Source organism: Amycolatopsis sp. NPDC031561 (genome assembly GCF_055580625.1).
In genome coordinates this window covers 884,288-907,928 of record NZ_JBVILA010000001.1, presented here as the reverse complement: position 1 = coordinate 907,928, position 23,641 = coordinate 884,288, and the positions used below count along the sequence as shown (strand labels likewise).

General features: G+C 69.6%; 23 protein-coding genes. 17 read left to right on the top strand and 6 right to left on the bottom strand.

All coding sequences use genetic code 11. The annotated features are described in order from the left end of the window. Window positions 1-32: 32 nt before the first annotated feature. The 3 genes from ACZ5IK_RS04420 (at window position 33) to ACZ5IK_RS04410 (ending at window position 3,179) form a co-directional block, all read left to right on the top strand. Entirely contained in the window at window positions 33-1,394 is a 1,362-nt protein-coding gene (locus ACZ5IK_RS04420; protein ID WP_465486518.1) for a M20/M25/M40 family metallo-hydrolase, read from the top strand. Window positions 1,395-1,502: 108 nt separating this feature from the next. Next, window positions 1,503-2,660: a hypothetical protein gene (locus ACZ5IK_RS04415; protein WP_465486517.1), complete on the top strand. Its 1,158-nt coding sequence runs from the start codon at window positions 1,503-1,505 to the stop codon at window positions 2,658-2,660. A gap of 3 nt (window positions 2,661-2,663) precedes the next feature. After that, entirely contained in the window at window positions 2,664-3,179 is a 516-nt protein-coding gene (locus tag ACZ5IK_RS04410) for a hypothetical protein (RefSeq protein ID WP_465486516.1), read from the top strand. Here ACZ5IK_RS04410 and ychF read toward each other — a convergent pair. Further along, a complete protein-coding gene (gene ychF, locus ACZ5IK_RS04405) occupies window positions 3,131-4,213 on the bottom strand; it encodes a redox-regulated ATPase YchF (protein WP_465486515.1) in 1,083 nt (360 codons plus the stop codon). The two genes, ACZ5IK_RS04410 and ychF, sit on opposite strands and share 49 nt — an antisense overlap. A gap of 105 nt (window positions 4,214-4,318) precedes the next feature. Here ychF and ACZ5IK_RS04400 point away from each other — a divergent pair, with 105 nt between their 5' ends. Beyond that, window positions 4,319-5,770 carry a DNA-3-methyladenine glycosylase 2 family protein gene (locus tag ACZ5IK_RS04400; protein WP_465486514.1) on the top strand — a complete coding sequence of 484 codons (1,452 nt, stop codon included), beginning with the start codon at window positions 4,319-4,321 and terminating at the stop codon, window positions 5,768-5,770. Window positions 5,771-5,780: 10 nt separating this feature from the next. Beyond that, window positions 5,781-6,281 carry a methylated-DNA--[protein]-cysteine S-methyltransferase gene (locus tag ACZ5IK_RS04395; protein WP_465486513.1) on the top strand — a complete coding sequence of 167 codons (501 nt, stop codon included), beginning with the start codon at window positions 5,781-5,783 and terminating at the stop codon, window positions 6,279-6,281. Between the two features lie 84 nt (window positions 6,282-6,365). Here ACZ5IK_RS04395 and ACZ5IK_RS04390 read toward each other — a convergent pair whose 3' ends face one another. Continuing rightward, a complete protein-coding gene (locus ACZ5IK_RS04390) occupies window positions 6,366-9,317 on the bottom strand; it encodes an AAA family ATPase (RefSeq protein WP_465486512.1) in 2,952 nt (983 codons plus the stop codon). Continuing rightward, window positions 9,314-10,465 carry an exonuclease SbcCD subunit D gene (locus ACZ5IK_RS04385; RefSeq protein ID WP_465486511.1) on the bottom strand — a complete coding sequence of 384 codons (1,152 nt, stop codon included), beginning with the start codon at window positions 10,463-10,465 and terminating at the stop codon, window positions 9,314-9,316. Before ACZ5IK_RS04385 ends, ACZ5IK_RS04390 begins: the two co-directional genes overlap by 4 nt. A gap of 178 nt (window positions 10,466-10,643) precedes the next feature. On the opposite strand from ACZ5IK_RS04385, the gene rmuC reads away from it, so the two are divergent. The 4 genes from rmuC to ACZ5IK_RS04365 all read left to right on the top strand — a co-directional run bounded on the left by rmuC (window position 10,644) and on the right by ACZ5IK_RS04365 (window position 14,181). Next, complete coding sequence (gene rmuC, locus ACZ5IK_RS04380) at window positions 10,644-11,558, top strand: DNA recombination protein RmuC (protein WP_465486510.1); 915 nt, start codon at window positions 10,644-10,646, stop codon at window positions 11,556-11,558. A 748-nt stretch (window positions 11,559-12,306) separates the two neighbouring features. Then, window positions 12,307-12,708, top strand: a complete 402-nt coding sequence (locus ACZ5IK_RS04375) for a hypothetical protein (protein WP_465486509.1) — start codon at window positions 12,307-12,309, stop codon at window positions 12,706-12,708. 7 nt (window positions 12,709-12,715) lie between these two features. Beyond that, window positions 12,716-13,117: a hypothetical protein gene (locus ACZ5IK_RS04370; protein ID WP_465486508.1), complete on the top strand. Its 402-nt coding sequence runs from the start codon at window positions 12,716-12,718 to the stop codon at window positions 13,115-13,117. A 194-nt stretch (window positions 13,118-13,311) separates the two neighbouring features. Next, a complete protein-coding gene (locus ACZ5IK_RS04365) occupies window positions 13,312-14,181 on the top strand; it encodes a DUF6542 domain-containing protein (RefSeq protein ID WP_465486507.1) in 870 nt (289 codons plus the stop codon). A 91-nt stretch (window positions 14,182-14,272) separates the two neighbouring features. Here the strand turns inward: ACZ5IK_RS04365 and ACZ5IK_RS04360 are convergent, their stop codons facing one another. Then, window positions 14,273-15,286, bottom strand: a complete 1,014-nt coding sequence (locus ACZ5IK_RS04360) for a 4-hydroxy-3-methylbut-2-enyl diphosphate reductase (protein ID WP_168214408.1) — start codon at window positions 15,284-15,286, stop codon at window positions 14,273-14,275. Between the two features lie 152 nt (window positions 15,287-15,438). Between ACZ5IK_RS04360 and ACZ5IK_RS04355 the strand changes: the two genes are divergently transcribed. The 6 genes from ACZ5IK_RS04355 (at window position 15,439) to ACZ5IK_RS04330 (ending at window position 19,983) form a co-directional block, all read left to right on the top strand. Continuing rightward, window positions 15,439-16,110, top strand: coding sequence for a lipid droplet-associated protein (locus ACZ5IK_RS04355; RefSeq protein ID WP_465486506.1), 672 nt, complete (start codon window positions 15,439-15,441; stop codon window positions 16,108-16,110). Next, window positions 16,107-17,372 (top strand): exodeoxyribonuclease VII large subunit, encoded by a 1,266-nt coding sequence (xseA, locus tag ACZ5IK_RS04350; protein ID WP_465486505.1) that lies wholly within the window; start codon window positions 16,107-16,109, stop codon window positions 17,370-17,372. Before ACZ5IK_RS04355 ends, xseA begins: the two co-directional genes overlap by 4 nt. Further along, window positions 17,369-17,809, top strand: a complete 441-nt coding sequence (locus ACZ5IK_RS04345) for a hypothetical protein (protein ID WP_465486504.1) — start codon at window positions 17,369-17,371, stop codon at window positions 17,807-17,809. The genes xseA and ACZ5IK_RS04345 overlap by 4 nt, the downstream gene beginning before the upstream one ends. Beyond that, entirely contained in the window at window positions 17,806-18,039 is a 234-nt protein-coding gene (locus ACZ5IK_RS04340; protein ID WP_101610496.1) for an exodeoxyribonuclease VII small subunit, read from the top strand. The genes ACZ5IK_RS04345 and ACZ5IK_RS04340 overlap by 4 nt, the downstream gene beginning before the upstream one ends. A gap of 84 nt (window positions 18,040-18,123) precedes the next feature. After that, window positions 18,124-19,194 (top strand): class II fructose-bisphosphatase, encoded by a 1,071-nt coding sequence (glpX, locus tag ACZ5IK_RS04335; RefSeq protein WP_174720460.1) that lies wholly within the window; start codon window positions 18,124-18,126, stop codon window positions 19,192-19,194. Window positions 19,195-19,203: 9 nt separating this feature from the next. Then, complete coding sequence (locus tag ACZ5IK_RS04330) at window positions 19,204-19,983, top strand: S1 family peptidase (RefSeq protein WP_465486503.1); 780 nt, start codon at window positions 19,204-19,206, stop codon at window positions 19,981-19,983. Between the two features lie 61 nt (window positions 19,984-20,044). Here ACZ5IK_RS04330 and ACZ5IK_RS04325 read toward each other — a convergent pair whose 3' ends face one another. After that, a complete protein-coding gene (locus tag ACZ5IK_RS04325) occupies window positions 20,045-21,034 on the bottom strand; it encodes an NAD(P)/FAD-dependent oxidoreductase (protein WP_465486502.1) in 990 nt (329 codons plus the stop codon). A gap of 113 nt (window positions 21,035-21,147) precedes the next feature. On the opposite strand from ACZ5IK_RS04325, the gene ACZ5IK_RS04320 reads away from it, so the two are divergent. Then, window positions 21,148-22,545 (top strand): class II fumarate hydratase, encoded by a 1,398-nt coding sequence (locus ACZ5IK_RS04320; protein ID WP_465486501.1) that lies wholly within the window; start codon window positions 21,148-21,150, stop codon window positions 22,543-22,545. Here the strand turns inward: ACZ5IK_RS04320 and ACZ5IK_RS04315 are convergent. Continuing rightward, window positions 22,542-23,123 (bottom strand): TetR/AcrR family transcriptional regulator, encoded by a 582-nt coding sequence (locus tag ACZ5IK_RS04315; protein ID WP_465486500.1) that lies wholly within the window; start codon window positions 23,121-23,123, stop codon window positions 22,542-22,544. The two genes, ACZ5IK_RS04320 and ACZ5IK_RS04315, sit on opposite strands and share 4 nt — an antisense overlap. Here ACZ5IK_RS04315 and ACZ5IK_RS04310 point away from each other — a divergent pair. Then, window positions 23,092-23,622 carry an SRPBCC family protein gene (locus tag ACZ5IK_RS04310; RefSeq protein ID WP_465486499.1) on the top strand — a complete coding sequence of 177 codons (531 nt, stop codon included), beginning with the start codon at window positions 23,092-23,094 and terminating at the stop codon, window positions 23,620-23,622. The two genes, ACZ5IK_RS04315 and ACZ5IK_RS04310, sit on opposite strands and share 32 nt — an antisense overlap. Window positions 23,623-23,641: the final 19 nt, after the last annotated feature.

Below are 23,641 nucleotides of genomic sequence, written 5' to 3'. Positions count from 1 at the left end.
ACGAAGGTCGTTCGAGAAGTGAGGGGTGTTCCATGGCAGGTCTGCGCAGGCGTGAGGTGCTCGCGGGTGCGGTGGCTCTGGCGGGCGCGGCGACGATCGGGTTGAACCCCGGCACCGCCGCCGCGGCCACGCAGCAACGTCCGGGCGCGCAGTTCCCGCCGTCGCTGGACTTCGGCGACTACCCCGTGATCGCGCGGGTCCGGTCGCGGCGGGCGCTGGAGCATCTTCGGGTGCTCAGCGACAAGATCGGCCCCCGGATCGCCGGTACCGAAGGCGAACTGCGCGCCAAGGACTACATCGCGAAGGTGCTGCGCGAGCTGCGTTACCAGGTCACGCTGCAGCCGTTCCCGATCGCCGACAAGTTCCTGGGCGGCCTGTCGGTCGGACGTGACAGCTGGCAGACCGGGTCGTCGCCGCAGGGCGCGCAGGACGTCACGCGGGAGGCGGTCGTCGTCGACGCCGGTGACGGGACCACCCTTCCGGACGACCTGACCGGCAAGATCGTGCTGATCGCGGCCGTGACGAACAAGGCCGACGCGTACCTGACGGCCGCGCAGCGCGGCGCCGTCGCCGTGCTGATCGGCCGGATCGGCGCCGACCCGGCGCGCAAACTGTCCGCCTTCTCCCCGACGCTGGCCACCCCTGTCACCGTCCCGGTGCTCGGCCTGGCGCAGGTGCAGGTGGAGCGGCTGCGCGAGCGGCTCGCCAAGGGCTCGGTCAAGGTGAAGGCGACGGCCACCCACCACAAGAACCTGACGTCGTACAACGTCATCGCCGAGCGGCCAGCCACCTTCCCCGGCAAGGACGACGGCGTGGTCATGGTGACCGCGCACTACGACAGCGTCCCCGGCTCCCCCGGCGCGAACGACGACGGCAGCGGCACCGTGCTGTGCCTGGAGCTGGCGCGCGTCCTGCGGTACCTGCCGACGAACAAGACACTGCGGTTCGCGCTGTGGGGCTCGGAGGAATACGGGCTGATCGGTTCGCGGCACTACGTCTCGAACCTGACCGACCCGGAAGCGAAGCGGATCGCGGGCTGCTTCCAGAACGACATGGTCGCCACCAGCTGGGACCCGGCGATCACCTACTGGCTGCTTTCGGTCGACGGTGCCGACAACGCCACGACCGCGGCCGTCAACGCCGCGGCCAAGCGGCTCGGTTACGACCCTCGGGTCAAGGGCCCGGTCGCGCGCGGTTCGAGCGACCACGTGCCGTTCTTCGAGCGCGGGATCGCGTCGGGCAACTTCAGCTGGCGCGGCGAGAGCGGCCCGGCACTGCTGGAGCCGACCTATCACACGCCGGAAGACACCATCAAGGACAACGTTTCCCTTGAGCGGCTTCAGGTCTCGCTGGAGCTGATCGGATCGGCGGCTTACAGCCTGCTGCGGAAGTAGCGCTTTCCCTCTGTCAGGAAAGGGGCTTTCGGGACACTTTTCGTCCTGAAAGCCCCTTTCCTGACACACGGGGGCGGGATTGTCGGTGGCGGCTGCTTCGATGACGCCATGAGCACCGTGCACGAGGTAGCCGCGCTTCTCCCCGACCCCGCCCGGCTCCGAGCCCATTTGCGCGCCCTGGCCGTCCTGGAAGCGGCGGTCGGCGACGAACCAGAGTTGTGCGAGTACACCTTCGACACCGCTTGGGGCCCCGAGGTGGAGGCCGCACTGATGGACAACGGCTCGGGCGACGACTTCGCCGTCCTCTTCACCCCGGCCGGGGTGCTCATCCGCGGCTTCGACCACGAGTCGGAGATGAGTCCGTACGGGACGAACGACGAACGAGTCTGGCCCGGAGTCATCGACGACGTGCCCACCGCATTGCGCCCGCTTCTGGAAGAACCCGCCTTCCACGAGGAGGGCATCGATGCTCCTCGGGTCACCGCCTGTCTGTGGCGGGAAACCGGCGACACCTCCTGGCACACCGGCTCGGCCATCGACTTCCCCGGCGGCAGTGAGGATCCGGACGGTTCCGGCCACCTCTTCCACCTCCTCGCCGACCGCTCACCCGAGGCCGTCCAGGCCCACTTCGAGGACTACTACGAGCGCCCAGTACCCCTAGACGCCATCCGCCACGTCCTCGCCGGGGAACCTCTCACCCTTGCCATCGCCGAGGCCCTCAACCCGGCGGCCCTCTCGGAGAAGGCCCTGCTCGACGGAATCGCCGCGCATCCCGAGGTCGCCTCCTTCCTGGCCTGCGACGGCGAATTCGACCTGGCCCGCACCGATCCGATCGAGTCGATCGCCCTGCCCAACGGCCTTCCGGTGGCGCCCGTGGCCGGGTGCAACGCGGGTGGCACCCACTACCTCTGCGGCCCGGCAGGCTCCCGTCCCGTCCTGTACACCGACTCGGAAGGCCAGGCCTCGCTCATCGCCGAATCCCTCGCCGAAGCCCTGACCCTCGCGATAGTCCTGCCGTCATGGCACGACGCCCTGGCCGGCTTTCGTCCCCCCGAGCTCGGGGCGGACTACCTCGAAGACCACCCGGACCACCCCGCCGTCCGGGACAGCCTCCTCGCCGCGCTCCGGCTTCCTGCGGCCACCGAACAGGAGGTCTTGAACCGTCTGCTCACCACTGCCGCCCGCACCGTCCCCGACGGATTCCTGCCGCATGTTCCCGGCGAGGAGGACTCCGTCTTCGAGGCGATGACTCTGCCAAACTCCTGAGCCATGAATGGCGCGCTGACGAGTGTGATCGCGATATCCGGAACGTTGGCAGGCTCGGGTCTCACCTACCTACTCGGTTTGCTCACCACTCGGCGAACCGAGCGAACCGCCCGCGACGAGCGGCTACGGCAGGAACGGATCGTCGCGTACGTGGCTTTCGCCGGTGCGATGACAGAACTGCGGCAAGCCGTGATCGCGAAATGGTTCCTGAAGCAGCGACAAGCACCGGACGAGGAGATGCGCGTCGCGTACACCGAGTCGGACAAGCGCGGAGCGGCGGCCGATCACGCACGCCTCAGGGTGCAGATGCTCACTGACGACGTCGAGCTTCTCCAACTCGTCGACGCCGTCTTCGAACCGATCTCGGACATGCACCAGGCACCGGATCTCACCTCGGTGAAAGAGCACGAGAAGCTCAGCCAAGCGACCCTGTCCGCGTTCATCCAGAGCGCCGGGCGCCAGGTCCGGGGTCAGACGTTGAAGCGGAACTCCACCACGTCGCCGTCCGACATGACGTAGTCCTTGCCTTCCATCCGCACCTTGCCCGCGGACCGGGCGGAGGCCATGGAACCGTTCTCGATCAGGTCGGCGTACGAGACGACCTCGGCCTTGATGAAGCCGCGCTCGAAGTCGGTGTGGATCACGCCGGCGGCCTGCGGGGCGGTCGCGCCCTGCGGGATCGTCCAGGCGCGGGACTCCTTGGGGCCCGCGGTCAGGTAGGTCTGCAGGCCGAGGGTGTGGAAACCGGCGCGGGCGAGCGAGTACAGGCCGGGTTCGTGCTGGCCGACGGACTCCAGCAGTTCGCGCACGGAGTCCTCGTCGTCCAGTTCCAGCAGCTCGAACTCGACCTTCGCGTCGAGGAACACCGCGTCCGCGGGGGCGACCATCTTGGCCAGCTCTTCGCGGCGGGACTCGTCGGTGAGGATGCCCTCGTCGGCGTTGAAGACGTAGAGGAACGGCTTCGTGGTGAGCAGGCTCAGCTCGCGCAGCGCCTCGAAGTCGACCTCCTTCTGCGCCTGGAACAGGGTCCGGCCCGAGTCGAGGATCTCCTTGGCCTTGACCGCGTTGTCGAGGGCGGGCTTGGCTTCCTTCTTGGTCCGCGCTTCCTTCTCGAGCCGGTGCAGCGCCTTGTCGAGCGTCTGCAGGTCGGCGAGGATCAGCTCGGTGTTGATCGTCTCGATGTCGCTCGCCGGGTCGATCCGGTCGTCGACGTGGATCACGTCCGGGTCGTCGAAGACCCGCACGACCTGGCAGATCGCGTTCGCTTCGCGGATGTTCGCGAGGAACTTGTTGCCGAGCCCGGCCCCCTCGGAAGCGCCCTTCACGATGCCCGCGATGTCCACAAAGGACACGACGGCGGGCACGGTCCGCTCGGAGCCGAACACCTTGGCGAGTTCGTCCAGGCGCGGGTCCGGGAGCGGGACGACGCCGACGTTGGGCTCGATCGTCGCGAACGGGTAGTTCGCGGCGAGCACGTCGTTGCGGGTCAGCGCGTTGAACAGGGTGGACTTGCCGACGTTGGGCAGGCCGACGATGCCGAGGGTGAGACTCACGGGCCAGAAGTCTACGTGCCGCCCGCCACCCCGTCCGCCGAGGCCCGGATCGCGGTGTCGGATTTCCGCCAGCCGACCCCACGACCTGGTGGCACGATCGATGTCATGACCGAGCAGACCTTGGCCGAACGGGCCGTGTGGCGCGACACCGAACGGTGTTACCGCGCCGTCGCCGCCCGCGACTCCCGGTTCGACGGCCAGTTCATCATGGCCGTGGCCACCACCGGGATCTACTGCCGCCCGTCCTGCCCCGCGTCGACGCCGAAACAGCAGAACGTCCGCTTCTACCCGACGTCGGCCGCGGCGCAGTCGAACGGCTTCCGCGCCTGCCGCCGCTGCCTCCCCGACGCCGTCCCCGGCTCACCCGACTGGGACATCCGGGCCGATCTCGCCGCGCGGGCCATGCGGCTCATCTCGGACGGGACCGTCGAACGCGACGGCGTGCCGGGCCTCGCACGACGGCTCGGCTATTCCGAACGTCAGCTCGGGCGTGTCCTCACCGCGGAACTCGGGGCCGGACCGCTCGCGCTGGCCAGGGCGCACCGGGCGCACTCGGCGCGACTGCTGATCGAGATGTCCGGCCTTCCGCTGACCGACGTCGCGTTCGCGGCGGGCTTCTCCAGTGTCCGCCAGTTCAACGAGACGATCCGCGAGGTGTTCGCGACGACGCCTTCGCAGCTTCGCGCGGCGAGCCTGCGTCGCGGACGTCGCAAGGCCGACGAAACACCGACCGGGACCCGGCTGAGCCTGCGGCTGCCGTTCCGCAAGCCGTTCGACGCGGCCGGGGTGCTGGAGTTCCTGGCCGTCCGGGCCGTCCCGGGCGTCGAGCACGTGACGCGCGACGATTCCGGCGTGACCGCCTACGCCCGCACGCTGCGGCTCGCGCACGGCGTCGGCGTGGTGCGGCTGACGACGAAGGACGACCACGTCCTTTGCGACCTGCGGCTCGCCGACCTGCGTGACCTGAGCAGCGCCGTGGCCAGGGTGCGGCGGCTGCTGGACCTCGACGCCGACCCCGAAGCCGTCACGCGGATCCTCGGGGCCGACCCGGCACTCGCGCCGCTGGTCGAGGCGATCCCCGGCATCCGGGTGCCGGGCGCGGTCGACGGGGACGAACTCGTGCTGCGCGCGCTGCTGTCCCCGGCCGAGACGGCGTCGCTCGCCGACACCCTCGGCGAGCGCGTGCCCAGCTGCGACGAATCGTTGGAAGGGGTGACCACGGTGTTCCCGACGGCGGCCATGGTCGCCGAACACGGCCCGGAGCGGATCGCCGCCGTGGCCGCCGCGCTGGCGGACGGCGTCTCGGTCCATGTCGGCCGCGATCCCGAGGAGTTGCGGGAGGAACTGCTGGCACTCCCGGGAATCGGGCCCCGGACCGCGGACTACGTCCTGATGCGCGTCCTGGGCGCGCCGGACGTCCTGCTGACCGGTGATCCGGCGCTGCGCCGGGGAGCGGCCGCGCTGGGGATCGCCGACGACGAAAAGACGCTGGCCGAACGCGGACGGGCCTGGCAGCCCTGGTCCTCGTACGCCGGCATGTACCTGTGGCGCGCTTGAAAGGGAGACGATGAGCATCGCGTATTGGTCCACAATGGACACGAAGATCGGGCCGTTCACCGCCGTGGTGGCGGATGACGGGGCCGTACTCGCCTCGGGCTGGACCGGCGACGTCGGCGAACTGACACCGCTGATCTCGCCGTCATTGGCCCCCGGCGAGGTGAAGCAGCGCCGGGACCTGGGACCGGTGAGCGCAGCGATCCGCCGGTACCACGACGGCGACCTGGACGCGGTCGCCGACGTCGAGGTGCGGCAGCGGTCCGGCGCTTTCCGGGAGCACGCTTGGGAAATCCTGCGGAAGGTGCCCGCCGGTGAGCCGGTGAGCTATGCGGAGTACGCGACGCTGGCGGGCAATCCGGCCGCGGTGCGGGCGGCCGCGTCGGCGTGTGCGAAGAACGCCGCGGCGTTGTTCGTGCCGTGCCACCGCGTGGTGCGGACCGGCGGCGGCGTGGGGAACTTCCGGTGGGGTGTCCCGGCGAAGCAGTGGCTGCTGACCCACGAAGCCGCCTGATCTCAACCCCTCCCGAGTGTCATGAAAGGGGCTTTCAGGACAAAATTTGTCCTGAAAGCCCCTTTCATGACACAGGAGGCCGGGTCAGGCGGCGTGGATTTCGACCGAGGAGCCCGTACGCGCCTTCCGGATCCGCAGCCGGGTCGGGATCCGCTGCCGCAGTTCCTCCACGTGCGACACCAGTCCGACCACCCGGCCACCGGCGCGAAGCTCGTCGAGGATGTTCATGACGATGTCGAGCGTCTCGGCGTCCAGCGTGCCGAAGCCCTCGTCGATGAACAGCGTGTCCAGTAGCGCCCCACCGGTCTCCGCGGCGACGACGTCGGCGAGTCCCAGGGCCAGTGAGAGCGACGCGAGGAAGGACTCGCCGCCGGAGAGCGTCTTCGCGGGCCGGACGGTGCCGGAGTAGTCGTCGAGCACGTCGAGTCCGAGTCCGCCGCGAGTGCCCCGTGCCCCGGCCGCGTCGGAGTGCACGAAGGAATATCGGCCCTGGCTCATCGTCCGCAGGCGGGCGGTCGCCGCGACCGCGACCTCTTCCAGTCTCGCGGCGAGCACGTACGAGCGCAGCGACATCTTCCGCGCGTTCTGCCCGCGCCCGTTGACCACCTCGGCCAGCGCCTTCAGTTCGAGGTACCGCTCTTCGACCGGCGCCAGCCCCGCCATCAAGGACGCCATCCGCTCGGCCACGCCGGTCAAATCGGTGTGCCGGGCCGTGGCCGTGCGCAGCGCCGCGAAGGCCTGCTCTGCTTCGCCCTGGGTTTTCCGCGCCACCTCTTCGGAGGCCACGACGTTGATCTCGTCCTCGGCCGAGATCCCGAACAACTCGGGCTGCGCGAGCTCCTCGCGAGCGGCCCGCTCCATCACCTTCGCATCGGCGAGGCTGGTCTCCAGTTTCGTGATCTGCTCGTCCGGCCGCGACGCGGCCCGCATCGCGTCGAGATCCGCGAAACCCTTGGCCTGCAAGGCTTCCTCGACAAGTTTCGCCTGCTCGTCGCGACGCTCGCGGGCACCCACGACACCGAGCCGCGCTTCGGCGAGCGCGTCGAGGCGGGTCGCGAAACCGAGCAGGTGCCGCCGCCGCGCGGCGACGTCGGCGAACTCGCCGCGTGCGCTTTCCAGCCGTCGTTCCCGTTCGGCCAGCCGTTCCGTGAGGCCCCGGACCTCGGTCGCGGCCTCGGCCGCCCGCTGCCCGGTCACGCGACGGCGTTCGGTCAGCTGCTCGGTCTTCCGTTCCAGTTCGAGGAGTTGCTTCTCCAGGACGGGCTTGCGCCGAGCCGTTTCCGACAGCGACGTGCCCAGCTCCCGCGCCTCGCCGAGTTCGGCCCGCAGCCCCTCGGCGGTGCGCTCCCGCAACCGCTCGACCAGCGTCTTCAACCGTCCTTCGGCTTCCAGCAGCGAGGCTTTCGCCTTCTCGCGCCGCTTGTCGGCCTGCTGCTCGGCGGCCTCGGCGCGGCGTTCGTCCTCAGGATCGACGAGACCACCGGTGTGCGTGGCGGGCGCCGGATGCTCGGTCGCGCCGCACACCGGGCAGTCCTCACCCGCGGCCAGTCCGGCGGCGAGTTCGGCCGCCATCCCGTCGAGACGGCGCTCACGCAGGTCCAGGCGATGCTGCCGCGCTTGCTGATGAGCGTCGACGGCGTCGCGGACCAGACCACGCGCCTGCTCGACGGCCTGCTCCGCCCGAGGCACCTCGTCGGCGTCCCGGACCAGCGCGGTCAACTCGTCGAAACGGGTGCGGACGCCTTCGAGTTTCGCCTCGGCTTCGGCGGCCGCGAGCGCCCCGGCACGCAACGCCGTGATCTTCTCCGGCGCGGATTCGAGTTCGGCGACCAGTTCCTCGGCCTGCTTCTCCGCCTCCTTCGCGGCGGTGCTCAGCTGATCTCGGCGGACCAGATCCCGTTGCTGCTGCTCGCCTTCGGCCACGAGTTCGGCCAGCGCGCCCGCTTCTTCGCGCAACCCGCCGGCACGGGCGCGGAGTTCGGCGGCGGAACTGTCCTCGGCGTCCGGCACTTCCCGAGACCGGAGCGCTTCCGCGGCCTCCGCCTCGGCGAGCTGGTTCGAGCGGCGTTCGAGCAGATCGGCCTCGGCGGCGACGCCTGCCGCGCGATGGGCCGCTTCGACCTCTTCCGCCCACTCCGCGCGCTGATCCGCCTGCTCGGCGATCACCGAAAGACGCGTGTACGCGGTGCGCACCCGGCGGATGCGCTCGGCGGTGGACCGGTTCTCCTGCCACACGGCCTCGGCAGCCTTCGCGGCCTTCCGCGCCTTCTCTTCCTGCTCCCGTGCCTGGGCGACAAGCTCGGCGGACTCCGTGAGAACCGCGTCGACCCACTCGGCCTGTCCCTCTTCGGGCGCCTCCTGCCGGGCGACCTGCGCGAACCGCGCGACCCACTCCCGCAGCGACTGCTGCCGCGCCTGCAGCTCGCGGCCGCGCTCGGCGCGCAGCTCCGCGAACCAGTTCTCGACGTCGGAGAATCGCTCGGTGCCGAACAGCCGCTCCAGCAGCTCCTCGCGTTCGGCCGTGTTCGCGCGCAAGAACCGCGCGAATTCGCCTTGCGGCAGCAAGACCACCTGGAAGAACTGCTCGTGCGTCATGCCGATGAGCCGCTCGACGGTGCGCGCGACCTCGTCGATCCGCGTGATGCCTTCCGCCACGTGCCCGGCGGGCACCGTGCCGACCCAGCTCAGCACCGCCTTGGCCTGCTGGAGGGTCATCCCCTCGCCACGGCGCTTGGGCCGCTGGTACTCGGGGTTGCGCGCGATCCGCATCCGCTGGCCCTGCACGGTCAGTTCGAGGACGACCTCGGTGACCTGATCCGGCTCGGCGAGATCGCAGCGCAACCGCTTGACCTCGCCACGAGCGCCGGGGACGGTGCCGAACAACGCGAACGCGATGGCGTCGAGCAGGGTCGTCTTGCCCGCGCCGGTGTCGCCGTGCAGCAGGAACAGCCCGTCTGCGCCGAGCACGTCGAAGTCCACCACCTCGCGGCCCGCGTACGGGCCGAAAGCGGCGACCTCCAACCGGTGCAGCCTCATACTTCGCGCTCCCTGCCCGCGGCGCCCAGCGCTGCCAGCACGAGCCGCTCCTCGCTCTCCGTCGGCGCGGACCCGCGGCAGTCCTCGAGGAAACCGCGCGTGATCTCGACGTCGGAACGCCCGCGGACGGCTTCGGCGTACTTCAGCGCGGCTCCGGCATGACCGCCTTCCGGCTGCCAATCCAGGTGCACGGCGTACGGGAAACGCTCGCGCAGTTTCCGCATCGCGTCGATCGGGCGGACCCGGTCGGTGATCGTGAAGGAGAGGAAATGGTCGGTGAGGCCGTCGTGGTCCGGATCCGACAGGAGATCCGCCAGCTCGCCGCTGAGCATCGCGAGCTGCCGCGGGACCGGCAGTTCGTGCCGCCGGACCTCGGCAAGCCCGTCGGCGCCGAGTTCGACCAGCCAGACGGATTTCCGTTGGCGCGTCTCGGAAAACGAATACGCCAGCGGACTGCCCGAATAGCGCAGGTGCTCGGCGAGGGTCTGCGGGCCGTGGAGGTGGCCGAGCGCGACGTAGTCGACGCCGTCGAACACCGAACCCGGCACCTGCTCGACGCCGCCGACCGCGATGGTCCGCTCGGATTCGGTCGGCTCGCCGCCGGTGACGAAGGCGTGCGCGAGCACCACCGACCGCGTTCCCGGCGGCCGTTCGGCGAGGTCGGCGCGGATCCGCCGCATCGCCTCGGTGAGGACGCCGGTGTGGCCGCGGGCCTCGGGGACGCCGAGGGCGTGGCGCGCGGGCTCCGGTTCGAGGTACGGGATGCCGTAGAGGGCGACGTCGCCGTGTTCGTCGGGCAGCAGCACCGGCTCGGCGATGCCGTCGATCGTGGCGCGCAGGTGCAGCCCGCCCGCCGCGGCGAATTCGGCGAACGCGCCCAGCCTCGGCGCGGAGTCGTGGTTGCCCGGCGTCATCACCAGCTGTGCCCCGGCCTGACGGAGCCTGCCGAGCGCGGTGGTGGCGACGCGGACCGCCTCCGCCGAGGGCACCGCGCGGTCGTAGATGTCGCCGGAGACGAGGACGACGTCGACCGACTCGGCGACCACGAGATCGGCCAGGTGACCGAGCACGGCTTCCTGCTCGGCGAGCAGATCGGCGCCGTGGAACGTGCGGCCGATGTGCCAGTCGGACGTGTGCAGGAGCTTCACGCAGCCCAAGGTAGGGCCGCGCACCGGCCGAAGAGGGGAGGCGCGCCCTTGGCGGCACCGCGCTTTCCGACACGCCGGGGACGGCCCAGGTCAGATACGGAGCGCGACCGCGCCACCCGGTTTTTGTCGGTGGGTTCCGCCATGATGTCCCGGACTCGGATCCGGAGGGGAGGTACCGGTGGCGACGGTGATCACCACCGCGGCCGTCGTGCTCGCGCTCCTGCTGCTCGTCGCCGTCGCGTTGCTGTGGCGGCTGTACAACGACGGCATGCGGCGGGCGGACGCGGCGGCGAAACTGGTCGCCGCGGAACGGTCGAAGGCGGATCAGCAGCAACTCGCGCTGCGCCGGTACGAGGTCGCTTTCGCCTCGATCAGCGGCCGCGGTGAGCTGGGCGAAAAGGTCCTCCTGGAGACCGCGCGCGCGCTCGGGCTCCGCGAAGAACTGCACTTCACGCTGCAAACGGACCTGGCCGGCGGCGGCGCCGCGAAACCGGACATGGTGCTGCGGGTCGGCGGCGGGCGGACGGTGCCGGTCGACGCGAAGGCGAGCATGGCCTGCTGGGCCGAAGCCGTCGAGACCAACGACCCCGAAGAACGGCTCGACGCGCTGCGCGTCCACGTCCGGCAGCTCCGGTCGCGGGCGGCCGAACTGGCGGGCAAGGGCTACCAGCGCTGGGCCGACGCGATCTACGGGACGATCATGTTCGTCCCGTCCGACGCGGCCGTCGTGGCCGCGCTGGACACGGACCCGGAGTTGCTGCGCTGGATGCTGGACCGGCGGGTCTTCCTCTGCGGGCCGACCGGATTCGCCGTGCTGGCGTCCGCCGCGCTGTTCGCCGCGACCGAGCGGGCGCTGGTCGAGGACGTCGAACAGGTCCGGGCGGGCGCCGCGGCCGCGCACCGGGCCGCGGGCAACGCCGTCGACGCGCTGAACCTGTCGAGTACCCACCTCCAGCGCTTCATCTCGGCACGGCGCCGGGAGCTGGAGGCGCTCGAGAGCTTCCGAAGCACGGTCTCCCCACTGACGGACGCGGCGGGCAGCCCGGCGCAGGTGCCCCTGATCCGGAAGGCGGACGAGCTCCCGGCCTCGTGACGGTCCTCGTAGCGCCTATCGGTAGCAGGACCGTCAGGCCCGGCCTGTCTGCTTGCGGAGTTTCCCTATTTCCACACGGCGCCTTACCTGCCCTGACGCAAGAGCCGCCGCACGGAGCGTTGCCCGGGCAGCCCGACGGTGACCGAGATCGTGACCGCGTGGATTTCAGGGCCACCTAACGACCCAAATCCACCCAGTGCCCCTCACGACCAGCTGCACCGAGGCTTCGCCGGTATCTTGGACCGCGCACCCCGTGCCCGAACGCCGGCTTCCGTACTCCATCACCAGCACCGAGTCCCAACGAATCGATGAACCCGAAACGAACTCTCGCATAACTTGTTTTCTCTGGATTCCACCCAGATCACCCACTCGAATGGATGAAGCGGCTGCCGAGATAGTCCGAGTACGCTCGATACGGGGCGAGATCGCATGGGGATGCATTTCGTCGATTCTCGGCCTTGTCCGATCGGCAACATCACTTGAGGCACCATTGACCTTGGGGGGTCATCAGAATGTCCGTGAAGACTTTCACCGGCACACATAAGAGAGCACGCTTGATCGCACTCGGAATCGGTTCGCTTTCCCTCGTCATCGGCCTCACCGGAACTCCCGCTTCAGCCGCATCCACAGCGGGCGAGGTACGGGAGATCTCCATCGAGACGAAGTCGGCGAAGAGTTCGATTCGGTCCTTAAGCTGACGTTCGACAAGCCTGTCACACAAGGGGAAGCGGACCGCATCCGACAGGACATGTCCAAGCAGGCCCCGGTGCAGATGTCGAAGGTGGAGGACTACATCTCCTGCGAGGGAGATCTCACCAGGTCGAACCAGCATGGAACGTGGACCGTGCAATACGTCTGCTTCAGCGGATACGGCACGATTCCGTGGGGGTTCAAGATCGCGCCCAATGTTCAGGCCATCGCGGCGAGCAATGTGACCGAAGACGGTTTGCGCTGGTGGCGAAACGGGGCGAGTATGCCGAAAAACGCGGGACACAATGTGCCCGCCTGGTACCATTTCCACGGAACCATGAATCCGGTCTACCACTACAACACGGTTCAATATCAGGACTACCTGACTTTCCGGCACAATCTGGGATCAGGCGGGACGGCGACGCTGACCTTCGCGGGCGCGCTCGACCTTCTCCCATAATGAGGACATGAACGATTCGATCGACTACGCGCGACAGGTTTCCCAGGCGGTGCTCGACCGCTTGGGAGACCTGTCGCCCCCGTGGCAGGTGCTCGCCGTCGAAGAGCATGTGGAGACCGCGGCGCCGCCGCCGGGTTTGACGATGCCGAACAGTCTGCTGGTGACCATCGGCGACGGTGACGGTTCCGTCCAGGTGTACTTCTCACTCGACGTCCCGGTCGACGAAGCCACAGTGGCGACCGCCGGCCAGATCCAGGACCACGCGATCGAAGAGAGCGTCGGCGCCGCCCTGCCGCCCTGCCCTGGCCATCGCCATCCGCTGAGCGCGAGATTGATCGACGGCGTCGCCAACTGGGTCTGCCCTCACGACGCGACGTACCACCGGGAGCCGATCCTGCCTCCCGACTGACCCGCGACCACCTGCGGTTTCCGGAATCGGAGGCTCCGTTTCGACCCGCTTGACAACCTTGTCGCGCCCCTGCGCGTAGTACCTCTCGAAAGCACCCGGGCAGTTCGTCCGGGTGGTCCGGGATGACCACTACCAGGCGATCGACATACCGCCTGTTGGCGGTATGTCCGCAGCTTGGATATACGGTGGGACCTGTGACCGCGATTCGCGATCGCCAGAGCGATCCTGATGCCGACGACGTTCCCGTAGCCTGGGACGAGCGTCCGCTCGTCGGTGCCAGGCGCGGGCTGCCCTGGTGGGCCGCCGTCCTGGTGGGCTTCGGGCTCGCCATCCTTGGCGCCTTCATCGACGTGATGACGCAGAAGGACCTGGGCCTGCTGTTCAAGATCTTCTACGCGCTCGGCGCGGTGGCCGCCGTGGTGGCCGTCCAGCGCAGAGGGCTGTTCGGCCCGATGGTGCAGCCGCCCCTGGTCCTCGCCGTGACCGTCCCGGGAGTCATCCTCCTGACCTCGGACAACAGCAAGGGCTCGGATCTGCTCGAGAGAGCCTTCGACATCGGCACGCCGCTGATCAACGGCTTCCCGACGATGGCCCTCACCACCGGTGTCACGCTGGCGATCGGTTTCTTCCGGATCTACCGCGAACGCGATCCCGACGCCCCGGTGAAGCTGAAGGCGAACGCCAAACCGGACCGTCGCGACGAGGCGAAACCGCCGGTCAAGCCCGCTGCCGCGGCGGCGGGCCGCCGTCCGGCCGCCAGGACCGGGCAGACGCCGCCCCCGCCGTCACGCCGGGGTGCGCCCCGGGACGACGCGCCGCCGCGCCGCCGTCCGGTCGACGACGATCGCCGTCCTCGCCGCGACGCCGAGCCCGGCGCTCGCAAGCCACCGCCTCCGGGACGTCAGCCCCGGCGCCCGCGGCCGCCGGAAGACGGCGAACCCCGCCGTCGCGACCCTCGCGGCGAGAGCGCCCCGGGTGCCCCGCGCCGCCGTCCGGCGCGTCCGGACGACCCTCGCCGAGGCGGTCAGCCGCCGCGCCGCCGCCCTTGGGACGACGAGCGCTGAAGCAAGGGACCTTTGCTCTCGCCTGAGCCTCTGACCACGAGAAAGGGCCGTCCGAGGAACTCCTCGGACGGCCCTTTTCGTATTCGGAGCCTTAGGCCCTGCCGACCTTCTTCAGCTCGTGCGGCAGCGCGAAAGCGATCTTCTCGTTCGCCGTGGTGACCTCGTCGACGTTGTCCCAGCCGCGCTCGGCCAGCCACGTCAGCAGGTCCATGACCAGCACCTCCGGCACCGAAGCACCACTCGTGACGCCGACGGTCTCGACGCCTTCGAGCCACGCTTCGTCGACCTCGTGCGCGAAGTCGACCAGGTGCGACGCGCGCGCCCCCGCCTTCAGCGCGACCTCGACCAGGCGCTTCGAGTTGGACGAGTTCGTGGAGCCGACCACCAGCACCAGGTCGCACTCGGCGGCCATGGCCTTGACCGCGACCTGGCGGTTCGTGGTGGCGTAGCAGATGTCGTCGCTGGGCGGGTCGGCCAAGCCGGGGAACTTGTCCCGGAGCTGGTCGACGCGCTCCATGGTCTCGTCCACCGAAAGGGTGGTCTGTGAGAGCCAGATGACCTTCGACGGGTCGCGGATCTCGACCTTGTCGACGTCTTCGGCGGTGTCGACGAGCTGCACCTTGTCGGGAGCTTCGCCGGCGGTGCCTTCGACCTCTTCGTGGCCTTCGTGGCCGATCAGCAGGATGTCGTAGTCGTCCTTCGCGAACCGGTTGACCTCTTTGTGCACCTTCGTCACGAGAGGGCAGGTCGCGTCGATGGTCCGCAGATTGCGCTCGGCCGCCTCGGCGTGCACCGCGGGCGAGACGCCGTGCGCGGAGAACACCACCAATTCGCCTTCCGGGACCTCGGAGGTCTCGTCGACGAAGATCACCCCGCGGTCGCGCAGGGTCTCCACGACGTGCCGGTTGTGCACGATCTCCTTGCGCACGTACACCGGTGCGCCGTAGAGCTCGAGTGCCTTTTCGACGGCGATGACGGCACGATCGACGCCCGCGCAGTAGCCACGAGGCTTGGCGAGCAGGACACGTTTGCCACCTGCCGGCACACCGGACTCGGTGATCGTCGGACTGCCGGCTGGCGTGATTCCGGGACTCGCAGAACTCATGACCCCCAGGGTACGGGCTGCCCGGGGGGCTCCTCGCACTCACGTTCAGGTGACCTGGGAACCCCTCTAAAGTATGTGCGTGGAGTCACGTCCTGTGAGCCGACCCACCCGTTCGGTTGGGCAGGATGGACCAGATACGGCAGGCTAGACGTATGAAGCCTCTCCCGCTCCCCCTCCGGGTCGCCGCGGGCCTCGCCGTCACCACCGCCGAGCGGGTTCGCGAACTTCCCAAGCAGCTCACCGGGCTCCCCGTCACGGTGGTCAGCCAGGTCCTCCAGTTCTCCATGCGCGTCCAGCAGCACGTCACCGAGCTGGCGATCAAGGGTGACGACGCCTTGTCGGGCCTCCGCCCGGTCGAGGACACCCCCAGCTGGGCGACCTTCGACGAGGACCTCCCGCCGGACCTCGGCGAACGCCGCTACGAACGCGACTCGTGCGTGATCCCGTTGCGCGAAGACCCCGAGGTTCCCGAACCGCGCGCCGAGACGAACGGCCACTTCCACGACCTCGAAGGGCTCACCGAAGACCCGTGGGCCGAGGAAGAGCGCGCGCTCGCCGAGGACCACGCCGATGGCGAGTTCGACAGTTCCGCGGCCCCCGTGACCTCCGGCCCGGCCGGGCTGGAGGACTACGACACGCTCACCTTGCCGCAGCTGCGTGCCCGCCTGCGCCGGTTCGACCTCGCGCAGCTGGAAGAGCTGCTGACCTACGAACGGGCGAACGCCGACAGGGCGTCGTTCGTCGGCATGCTCGCGCGTCGCATCGGAAACGTGAAGAAGGCGGAAACCGACGGCGACGACACCGGCAGCGCGGAAGGCCGGTGAGCGCCGAACCCACCGCCGCGCCGGCGGGGCCGTCCACCACCGCCGAGAACCCGTGGCCGGTCCGCACGGTCGCCCGCAAGGTCGGCGAGTGGATCAACCGGCTCGGCGCGGTCTGGGTGGAGGGCCAGGTCACGCAGATCTCGGCCCGCCAAGGCACCAACACCGCGTTCCTGACGCTGCGCGACCCGTCCGCGGACGTGTCGATGTCGGTGACCTGCCCGATGGGCCTGCTGCGCACGATCGAACCGCCGCTGCGCGAGGGCGCGAGCGTCGTGATCCACGCGAAGCCGACGTTCTTCATGAACCGCGGTTCGCTGAGCCTGCGCGCCAACGAGATCCGCGCGGTCGGCATCGGCGAACTGCTCGCGCGGATCGAACGGCTGCGACGGCTGCTGGCCGCCGAGGGCCTGTTCGCGCCCGAGCGCAAACGCAGGATCCCCTTCCTGCCCAAGGGGATCGGGCTGATCACCGGTCGCGCGTCCGCCGCCGAACGCGACGTGCTGGTGAACGCGCAGGCCCGCTGGCCGCATGTCGCGTTCAAGGTGATCAACACCGCCGTGCAGGGATCGCTCGCGGTCCCGCAGATCCTCCAGGCACTGTCCAAACTGGACCGTGACCCGGAGGTCGACGTCATCGTGATCGCGCGCGGCGGCGGCAGTGTCGAAGATCTGCTGCCGTTCTCCGACGAGGCACTGTGCCGCGCGGTGTCCGCTGCGGGCACCCCGGTGGTCAGCGCCATCGGGCACGAGCCGGACACCCCACTGCTCGACCACGTCGCCGACCTCCGCTGCTCGACGCCGACCGACGCCAGCAAGCGGATCGTGCCCGACGTCCGCGAGGAGACCCAGCGCGTCCGCCAGATGCGCGACCGCGGCCGCCGCGCCCTGCACGGCTGGGTGGACACGCAGGTCAGGCTGCTGACCCAGATGCGCAGCCGTCCGGTGCTCGCCGATCCGCTCGGCCCGGTCCAGCGGCGGTCCGACGACGTCGAGATCCACCGCGAACGCGGGCGGCGCGCGATGCTCACCCTGCTCGCCAAGGATCAGGCGGAAATCGCCAGCGCCCGAGCGCGGCTGACCGCGCTCGGCCCGGCGGCGACCCTCGAACGCGGCTACGCGGTGGTGCAGTACACCGACGCCGAAGGCAACCTCCAGGTACTCCGGTCCGTCTCCGAAGTCACGGACGGCGCGAACCTGCGCGTCCGCGTGGTCGACGGCGCGCTCGGCGCCGTCGTCGCGGGAGAGGCGGAGGAGAACAGTTGACGGCGAGTTTCCTGCCTTTGACCGTCGATGCCGCCCAGCGCGCGAACGCCCCCGGCGTGTTGCACAACGCGCTGCTGACCGACCACGCCGCCGCGGAATGCTGGACTGTTCTGCTGGCCGGATGCCAGGCCGAGGCGCTCTTTTCCGCCGAGGGCTCATCAGCGCCGTTTTCGATCAAGCGAGGCCTCGACGCGCAATTGCGGAAGCTCTCCGAAGCGACGGCTGAGCACGTCGGCACCCGATGGTGGTTCGCGGAGGGATCCGAGCACCGCAAACGGGTGGCCCGGGCGCAGGAAAACCTCGTCGCGGCGATCGCGGAGGGTGACGGCCAGGAGTTCGCTCTCGCCTTCGTGGGTTACGACAACGCCATGGCCGGCGCGGTAGTGTGCGCGGGTATCGGCAAGCACCGACGTCCGGTAGAAGGAAGCACAGCGTGAGCAAACCCGGTGGCGAGACCGCCGAACTCGGCTACGAGCAGGCCCGCGACAGGCTGGTCGAGGTCGTCCGCGAACTCGAAGCGGGCGGGCTGTCCCTGGAGCAGTCGCTCGCTCTTTGGGAAAAGGGCGAGCAACTGGCGAAGGTCTGCGAGCACCATCTCGAAGGCGCGCGCGAGCGGATCGAAGCTGCGTTGTCTTCCGTTGAAGACGAGAGCGGCAACGGTCAGTGACGTTCACCATGCTCTCGAGCCACCGAACCACCGTGGGTATCTGAGAGACTGGGACCCCGCCGAGTTCCTGACCCGGGAGGCCTCATGCCCACCCCCACCTCGTCCGCCAGCTCTTCCCGACGCCGTGAAGCGCCCGATCGCAACCTCGCGATGGAACTGGTCCGCGTGACCGAAGCCGCCGCGATGGCCGCGGGCCGCTGGGTGGGGCGCGGGGACAAGATCGGCGGAGACGGCGCCGCCGTGGACGCGATGCGCCAGCTGGTCTCGACCGTGTCGATGCGCGGTGTGGTCGTCATCGGCGAAGGCGAGAAGGACGAAGCCCCGATGCTGTTCAACGGGGAAGAGGTCGGCAACGGCGACGGCCCGGACTGCGACGTCGCGGTCGACCCGGTCGACGGGACGACCCTGATGGCCAAGGGCATGCCGAACGCGCTGGCCGTGCTCGCGGTCGCCGAACGCGGCGCGATGTTCGACCCGTCCGCGGTCTTCTACATGGAGAAGCTCGCCGTCGGCCCGGACGCCGCGGGCAAGGTCGACCTGGCCGCCCCGGTCGCGGAGAACATCCGCCGGGTCGCGAAGGCCAAGAACTCCAGCGTTTCCGACGTCACCGTGTGCATCCTCGACAGGCCGCGTCACGAGCAGCTGATCAAGGAGGTCCGCGAGGCGGGCGCCCGGATCCGCTTCATCTCCGACGGCGACGTCGCGGGCGCGATCGCCGCGGCCCGCCCGAGCACCGGTGTCGACATGCTGCTCGGTATCGGCGGCACCCCCGAAGGCATCATCGCGGCCTGCGCGATGAAGTGCCTCGGCGGCGAACTGCAGGGCCGCCTGTGGCCGAAGGACGACGCGGAGCGCGAGAAGGCGCTGGCCGCGGGCCACGACCTCGACCGCGTGCTCGGCAACGACGATCTCGTCCGTGGCGACAACGTGTTCTTCTGCGCCACCGGCGTCACCGACGGCGACCTGCTGCGCGGCGTGCACTACCGCGCGGGCGGCGCGACCACCCAGTCGATCGTGATGCGCTCGAAGTCCGGCACGGTCCGGATGATCGACGGCTACCACCGGCTGACCAAACTCCGCTCGTACTCGTCCGTCAACTTCGACGGCCACCTCGACGATTCACTGGAAGACGACGTCGTTCCCCCGCTCCCCTAAGGAGAATCAGTGCTCAAGCGCGTGCTCGTGGTCCTGTTCGCGGCGATGGTCTTCATGCCGGTCGGACAGGCCACGGGCGCGGGCGACCTCGTCGGCGGCAGAGAGGCCGACGAGCCGTATTCGTTCATCGTTTCGCTGCATTCGGCCTCCGGCAAGGCTTTCTGCGCCGGCGCGCTGATCGCGGCGGAGTGGCTCGTGACGGCCGGGCACTGTGTCGAGGGCAAGAACCCGGCGAATCTGAGCGCGCGGATCGGCAGCAACGACAACACCCAAGGCGGCGAGATCGCGAAGCTCGCCGAGGTCGTCGTGAACCCGTCCTACAACCCCGAGCCCGAACACGCGGGCGGCGATCTCGCCCTGGTGCGGCTGGCCGCCCCGGTGAAGGCGGCGCCGGTCACGATCGGGGCCATCGTGGCGCCGGGGACGCCGACGCGGCTACTCGGCTGGGGCCAGACGTGCCCGACTTCGGGCTGTGGCAAGGGCCCGGCGAAGCTGCAGCAACTGGACACGAAGATCGTCGAAGGCGTGCGCTGCACCGCGAAGTTCGACGGCGCCGTCGAGTTGTGCACCGACAATCCCGACGGGAAGTCGGGTTCGTGCTACGGCGATTCCGGTGGTCCCGAGGTCGCCAAGGTCGACGGAAAGTGGTTGCTGCTGGGCACGATCAGCCGTCCGGGCAACGCCGATCCGGTCTGCGCGACTTCGCCGTCGATCGCGACTTCGGTGGTGGCTTACGCGCAGTGGATCGCGGAGAAGACCGCACCTCCCGCGCCCGCTCCGCCTGCTTGACGTGTCAGGAAAGGGGCTTTCAGGACGAAAAACGTCTTGAAAGCCCCTTTCATGACACTCTCTACTCCGCGTTGCTGGAGTGACCGGGGAACAGATGCGCGTCCGGGTTCAACGCCACCGCGATGTTGTTGACCGCCGTCGCCGCTTCCCCGAATCCGGTCGCGATCAGCTTCACCTTCCCCGGATACGCCGCGACGTCGCCCGCCGCGTAGACCCGCTCGCGCGGGGTCGCCATGGTCGAGTCGACGGCGATCGCGCGGTGGTCGATCTGCAGTCCCCAGCTTTCGATCGGCCCGAGATCGGCGGTGAAACCGAGCGCCGCGACCACCGCGTCGGCACGCAGCACTTCGGGATCGGCGTCTTTCACCTGGATCTCGACCTCCGCGAGCGCGCCGTCGCGGTCGAAGAACCGGGTGACCTCGGCGTCGGTGACGATCCGCACGCCGAGTTCCCGCGCCTGCCGCACGATGGACTCGGCCGCGCGGAACCGCGCGCGGCGGTGCACGAGGGTGACGCTCGCGGCGACCGGATGCAGGGCGAGCACCCAGTCGAACGCCGAGTCCCCGCCGCCGACGACGACCACGTGCTGGCCCGCGTGCGCCTGGAGCGCGGGCACGAAGTGGACCATGCCGCGGCCGAGCCAGCCGTCACCGGCGGGCAGCGGACGCGGGGTGAACTCGCCGATCCCGGCGGTGATCAGCACCGCGCCGGCGCGCAGGACCTGTCCCCCGTCGAGCGTGACGGTGATGCCGTCCTCGACGCTTTCGAGTTTCTCCGCCTTGCGCCCGAGCAGGTACACCGGTTTGAACGGTGCCGCCTGGTCGACCAGGCCCTGCACCAGGTCCCTGCCGCGGACCTCGGCGAATCCGCCGACGTCGTAGATCATCTTTTCGGGGTACATCGCGGTGACCTGTCCGCCTGCCTCCGGCAGTGAATCCACGACGGCCGTCGAAAGGCCGCGGAATCCCGCGTAGTAGGCGGCGAAAAGACCCGTCGGACCTGCCCCGATGATGACGAGGTCGTACGACGTTTCCCCAGCGGACTCGCTCATTCGGCACTCTCCCGGCCGGTGGTGGGCGGCGTGATCGAGAACACATTCGATCCTAGCCCTCGCGTGCCGAAAGACACGGAGCGCGCCAGCGGTCACTGCGCGAAACTTGAGGCATGGCTGAACAGGAATACCGGATCGAACACGACACCATGGGCGAGGTGCGCGTCCCCGTCGACGCCCTCTACCGCGCGCAGACGCAGCGCGCCGTCGAGAACTTCCCGATCTCCGGCCGTGGCCTGGAGCGCGCCCAGATCCGCGCGCTCGGTCTGCTGAAGGCCGCCGCGGCGCGGGTCAACGCGCGCCTCGGCGTGCTGGACGCCGAGGTCGCCGAGGCCATCGCGAAGGCCGCCGACGAGGTCGCCGAAGGCAAGCACGACGCGCATTTCCCGATCGACGTGTTCCAGACCGGTTCCGGGACCTCGTCGAACATGAACGCCAACGAGGTCATCGCGACGCTGGCGACGCGCGCGCTGGGCCGCGACGTCCACCCGAACGACCACGTCAACGCGTCGCAGTCCTCGAACGACACCTTCCCGACGACGATCCACGTCGCCGCGACGGAGGCCGTCCTGTCCGACGTGATCCCGGCGCTGGAGTATCTGGCCGCCGCGATCGAGACCCGGGCCGCCGAATGGTCGGACATCGTGAAGTCCGGCCGCACGCATCTGATGGACGCCGTCCCGATCACCTTCGGCCAGGAGGCGGGCGCGTGGGCGTCGCAGGTCCGGTTCGGCGTCGAGCGGCTGAAGTCGGGCCTGCCGCGACTCGGTGAGCTGCCGATCGGCGGTACGGCGGTCGGTTCCGGGCTGAACGCGCCCGAAGGTTTCGGCTCGGCCGTTTCGCGGGAACTGGCGTCGGTCACCGGTCTTCCGCTGACCGAGGCGCGTGACCACTTCGAGGCGCAGGCGACGCAGGACAGCGTCGTCGAGACGTCCGGGCATCTGCGCACGGTCGCGGTGTCGCTGAACAAGATCGCGAACGACCTGCGCTGGCTGGGTTCCGGCCCGCGCACCGGGCTCGCCGAACTCGCGCTGCCGGATCTGCAGCCGGGTTCGTCGATCATGCCGGGCAAGGTGAACCCGGTGATCCCGGAGGCGACGCTGCAGGTGGTCGCGCAGGTGATCGGGAACGACGCGGCGGTCGCTTTCGCGGGCGCGGCCGGCAACTTCCAGCTCAACGTGAACCTGCCGGTCATCGCGCGCAACGTGCTCGAATCGGCGCGGTTGCTCGCGGCGGTCTCGCGGCTGCTGGCGGACAAGGTGTTCGCGGGCGTGACGGTGAACGCCGACCGCGCGCGGGAGTACGCCGAGGGTTCACCGTCGATCGTGACGCCGCTGAACAAATACATCGGTTACGAAGAGGCAGCCGCGATCGCGAAGCTCGCGCTCAAGGAGCTGAAGACGATCCGCGAGGTCGTGATCGAACGCGGTCACGTCGCGAACGGCAAGCTCACCGAGGCCCAGCTGGACGAAGCGCTCGACGTGCTCCGGATGGCGCGCGGCGGCCGCTAAGCGCCGAGAGCGGCCACGGCCGCGTGGAGCGGTGAGGCGAGCGAAGCCGCCAACCCGCCCGACGGCGTCGTCTCGGTGAACAGGTGCAGCCACGTCAGCACCGGGCCGAGCAGGATCGCGTGCACGAGCGCCGGATCGGGCCGTCGTGAGAGTTCCCCTCTCGCGACGCCCCGATCCAGCATCTCGACCAGATATCCGCGTTCACGGCCGAGGAAGACCTCGCCGAACCGGGCCTCCAGCACCGGATCGGCCCGGACGTCGGCGAGCAGAGACGGCAGCGCCTGCCGCAGTTCCACACCGTCCAAAGAGGACTCGATCACCGCGAGGACCGCCGCCACGTCACCCCGCAGCGAACCGGTGTCCTCGGGTGGTCCGAGCTCGACGGGATGGATCACCGCGGCGAACACGAGTTCCGCCTTCGACCGCCACCGCCGGTAGACAGCGGCCTTGCCGACCCCCGCCCGCGCCGCGACCGCGTCGATCGTGCAGCGTTGGTACCCGGTTTCGGTCAGCAGCGCCCGCACGGCCTCGCGGACCGCGTCGTCGATGCCCTCTTCCCTTGGCCTGCCTCGCACCATGCACCCAGTTTACGAGACTGCCAGTTCCGTATATCGTCGGGGTATGACCTGGACCAGAACCTCGCGCGAAATCCTGCCCGTCCCGCCGTCCGCGCTCTGGGCGGCGCTGGCCGACTTCACCCGGTGGCCCGACTGGGATCCCGACCTCGTCGGCGTCGAACTGCACGGGCCCGCCGAGGTGGGCTCGACCGGTTTCCTCGTACCGAACGGATTCCGCGGCCGCGTGCACTCACGGGTCGCCGAGCCGTTCACGATCACTTCGCTGGTCCAGGACCGCGAGATCGCTCTCCGCCAGCCGATTCCCCTCGGCGCCATGGATCTCGTGCTGGGACTGACCGCGGTCGACGGCGGGACCGAGTTCGTCCAGAAGGTCACCTTCGCCGGGCCGCTGCGCGCGGTCATGGTCGCGATCATCGGCGGCGACGTCGTGAAACACTTCGACGTCAAGTGCGCCCGGCTCACCGAACTCGCGGCGGCGCAGGCCGACCACGACGCCTGAAGACACCAGCGCGACCCCG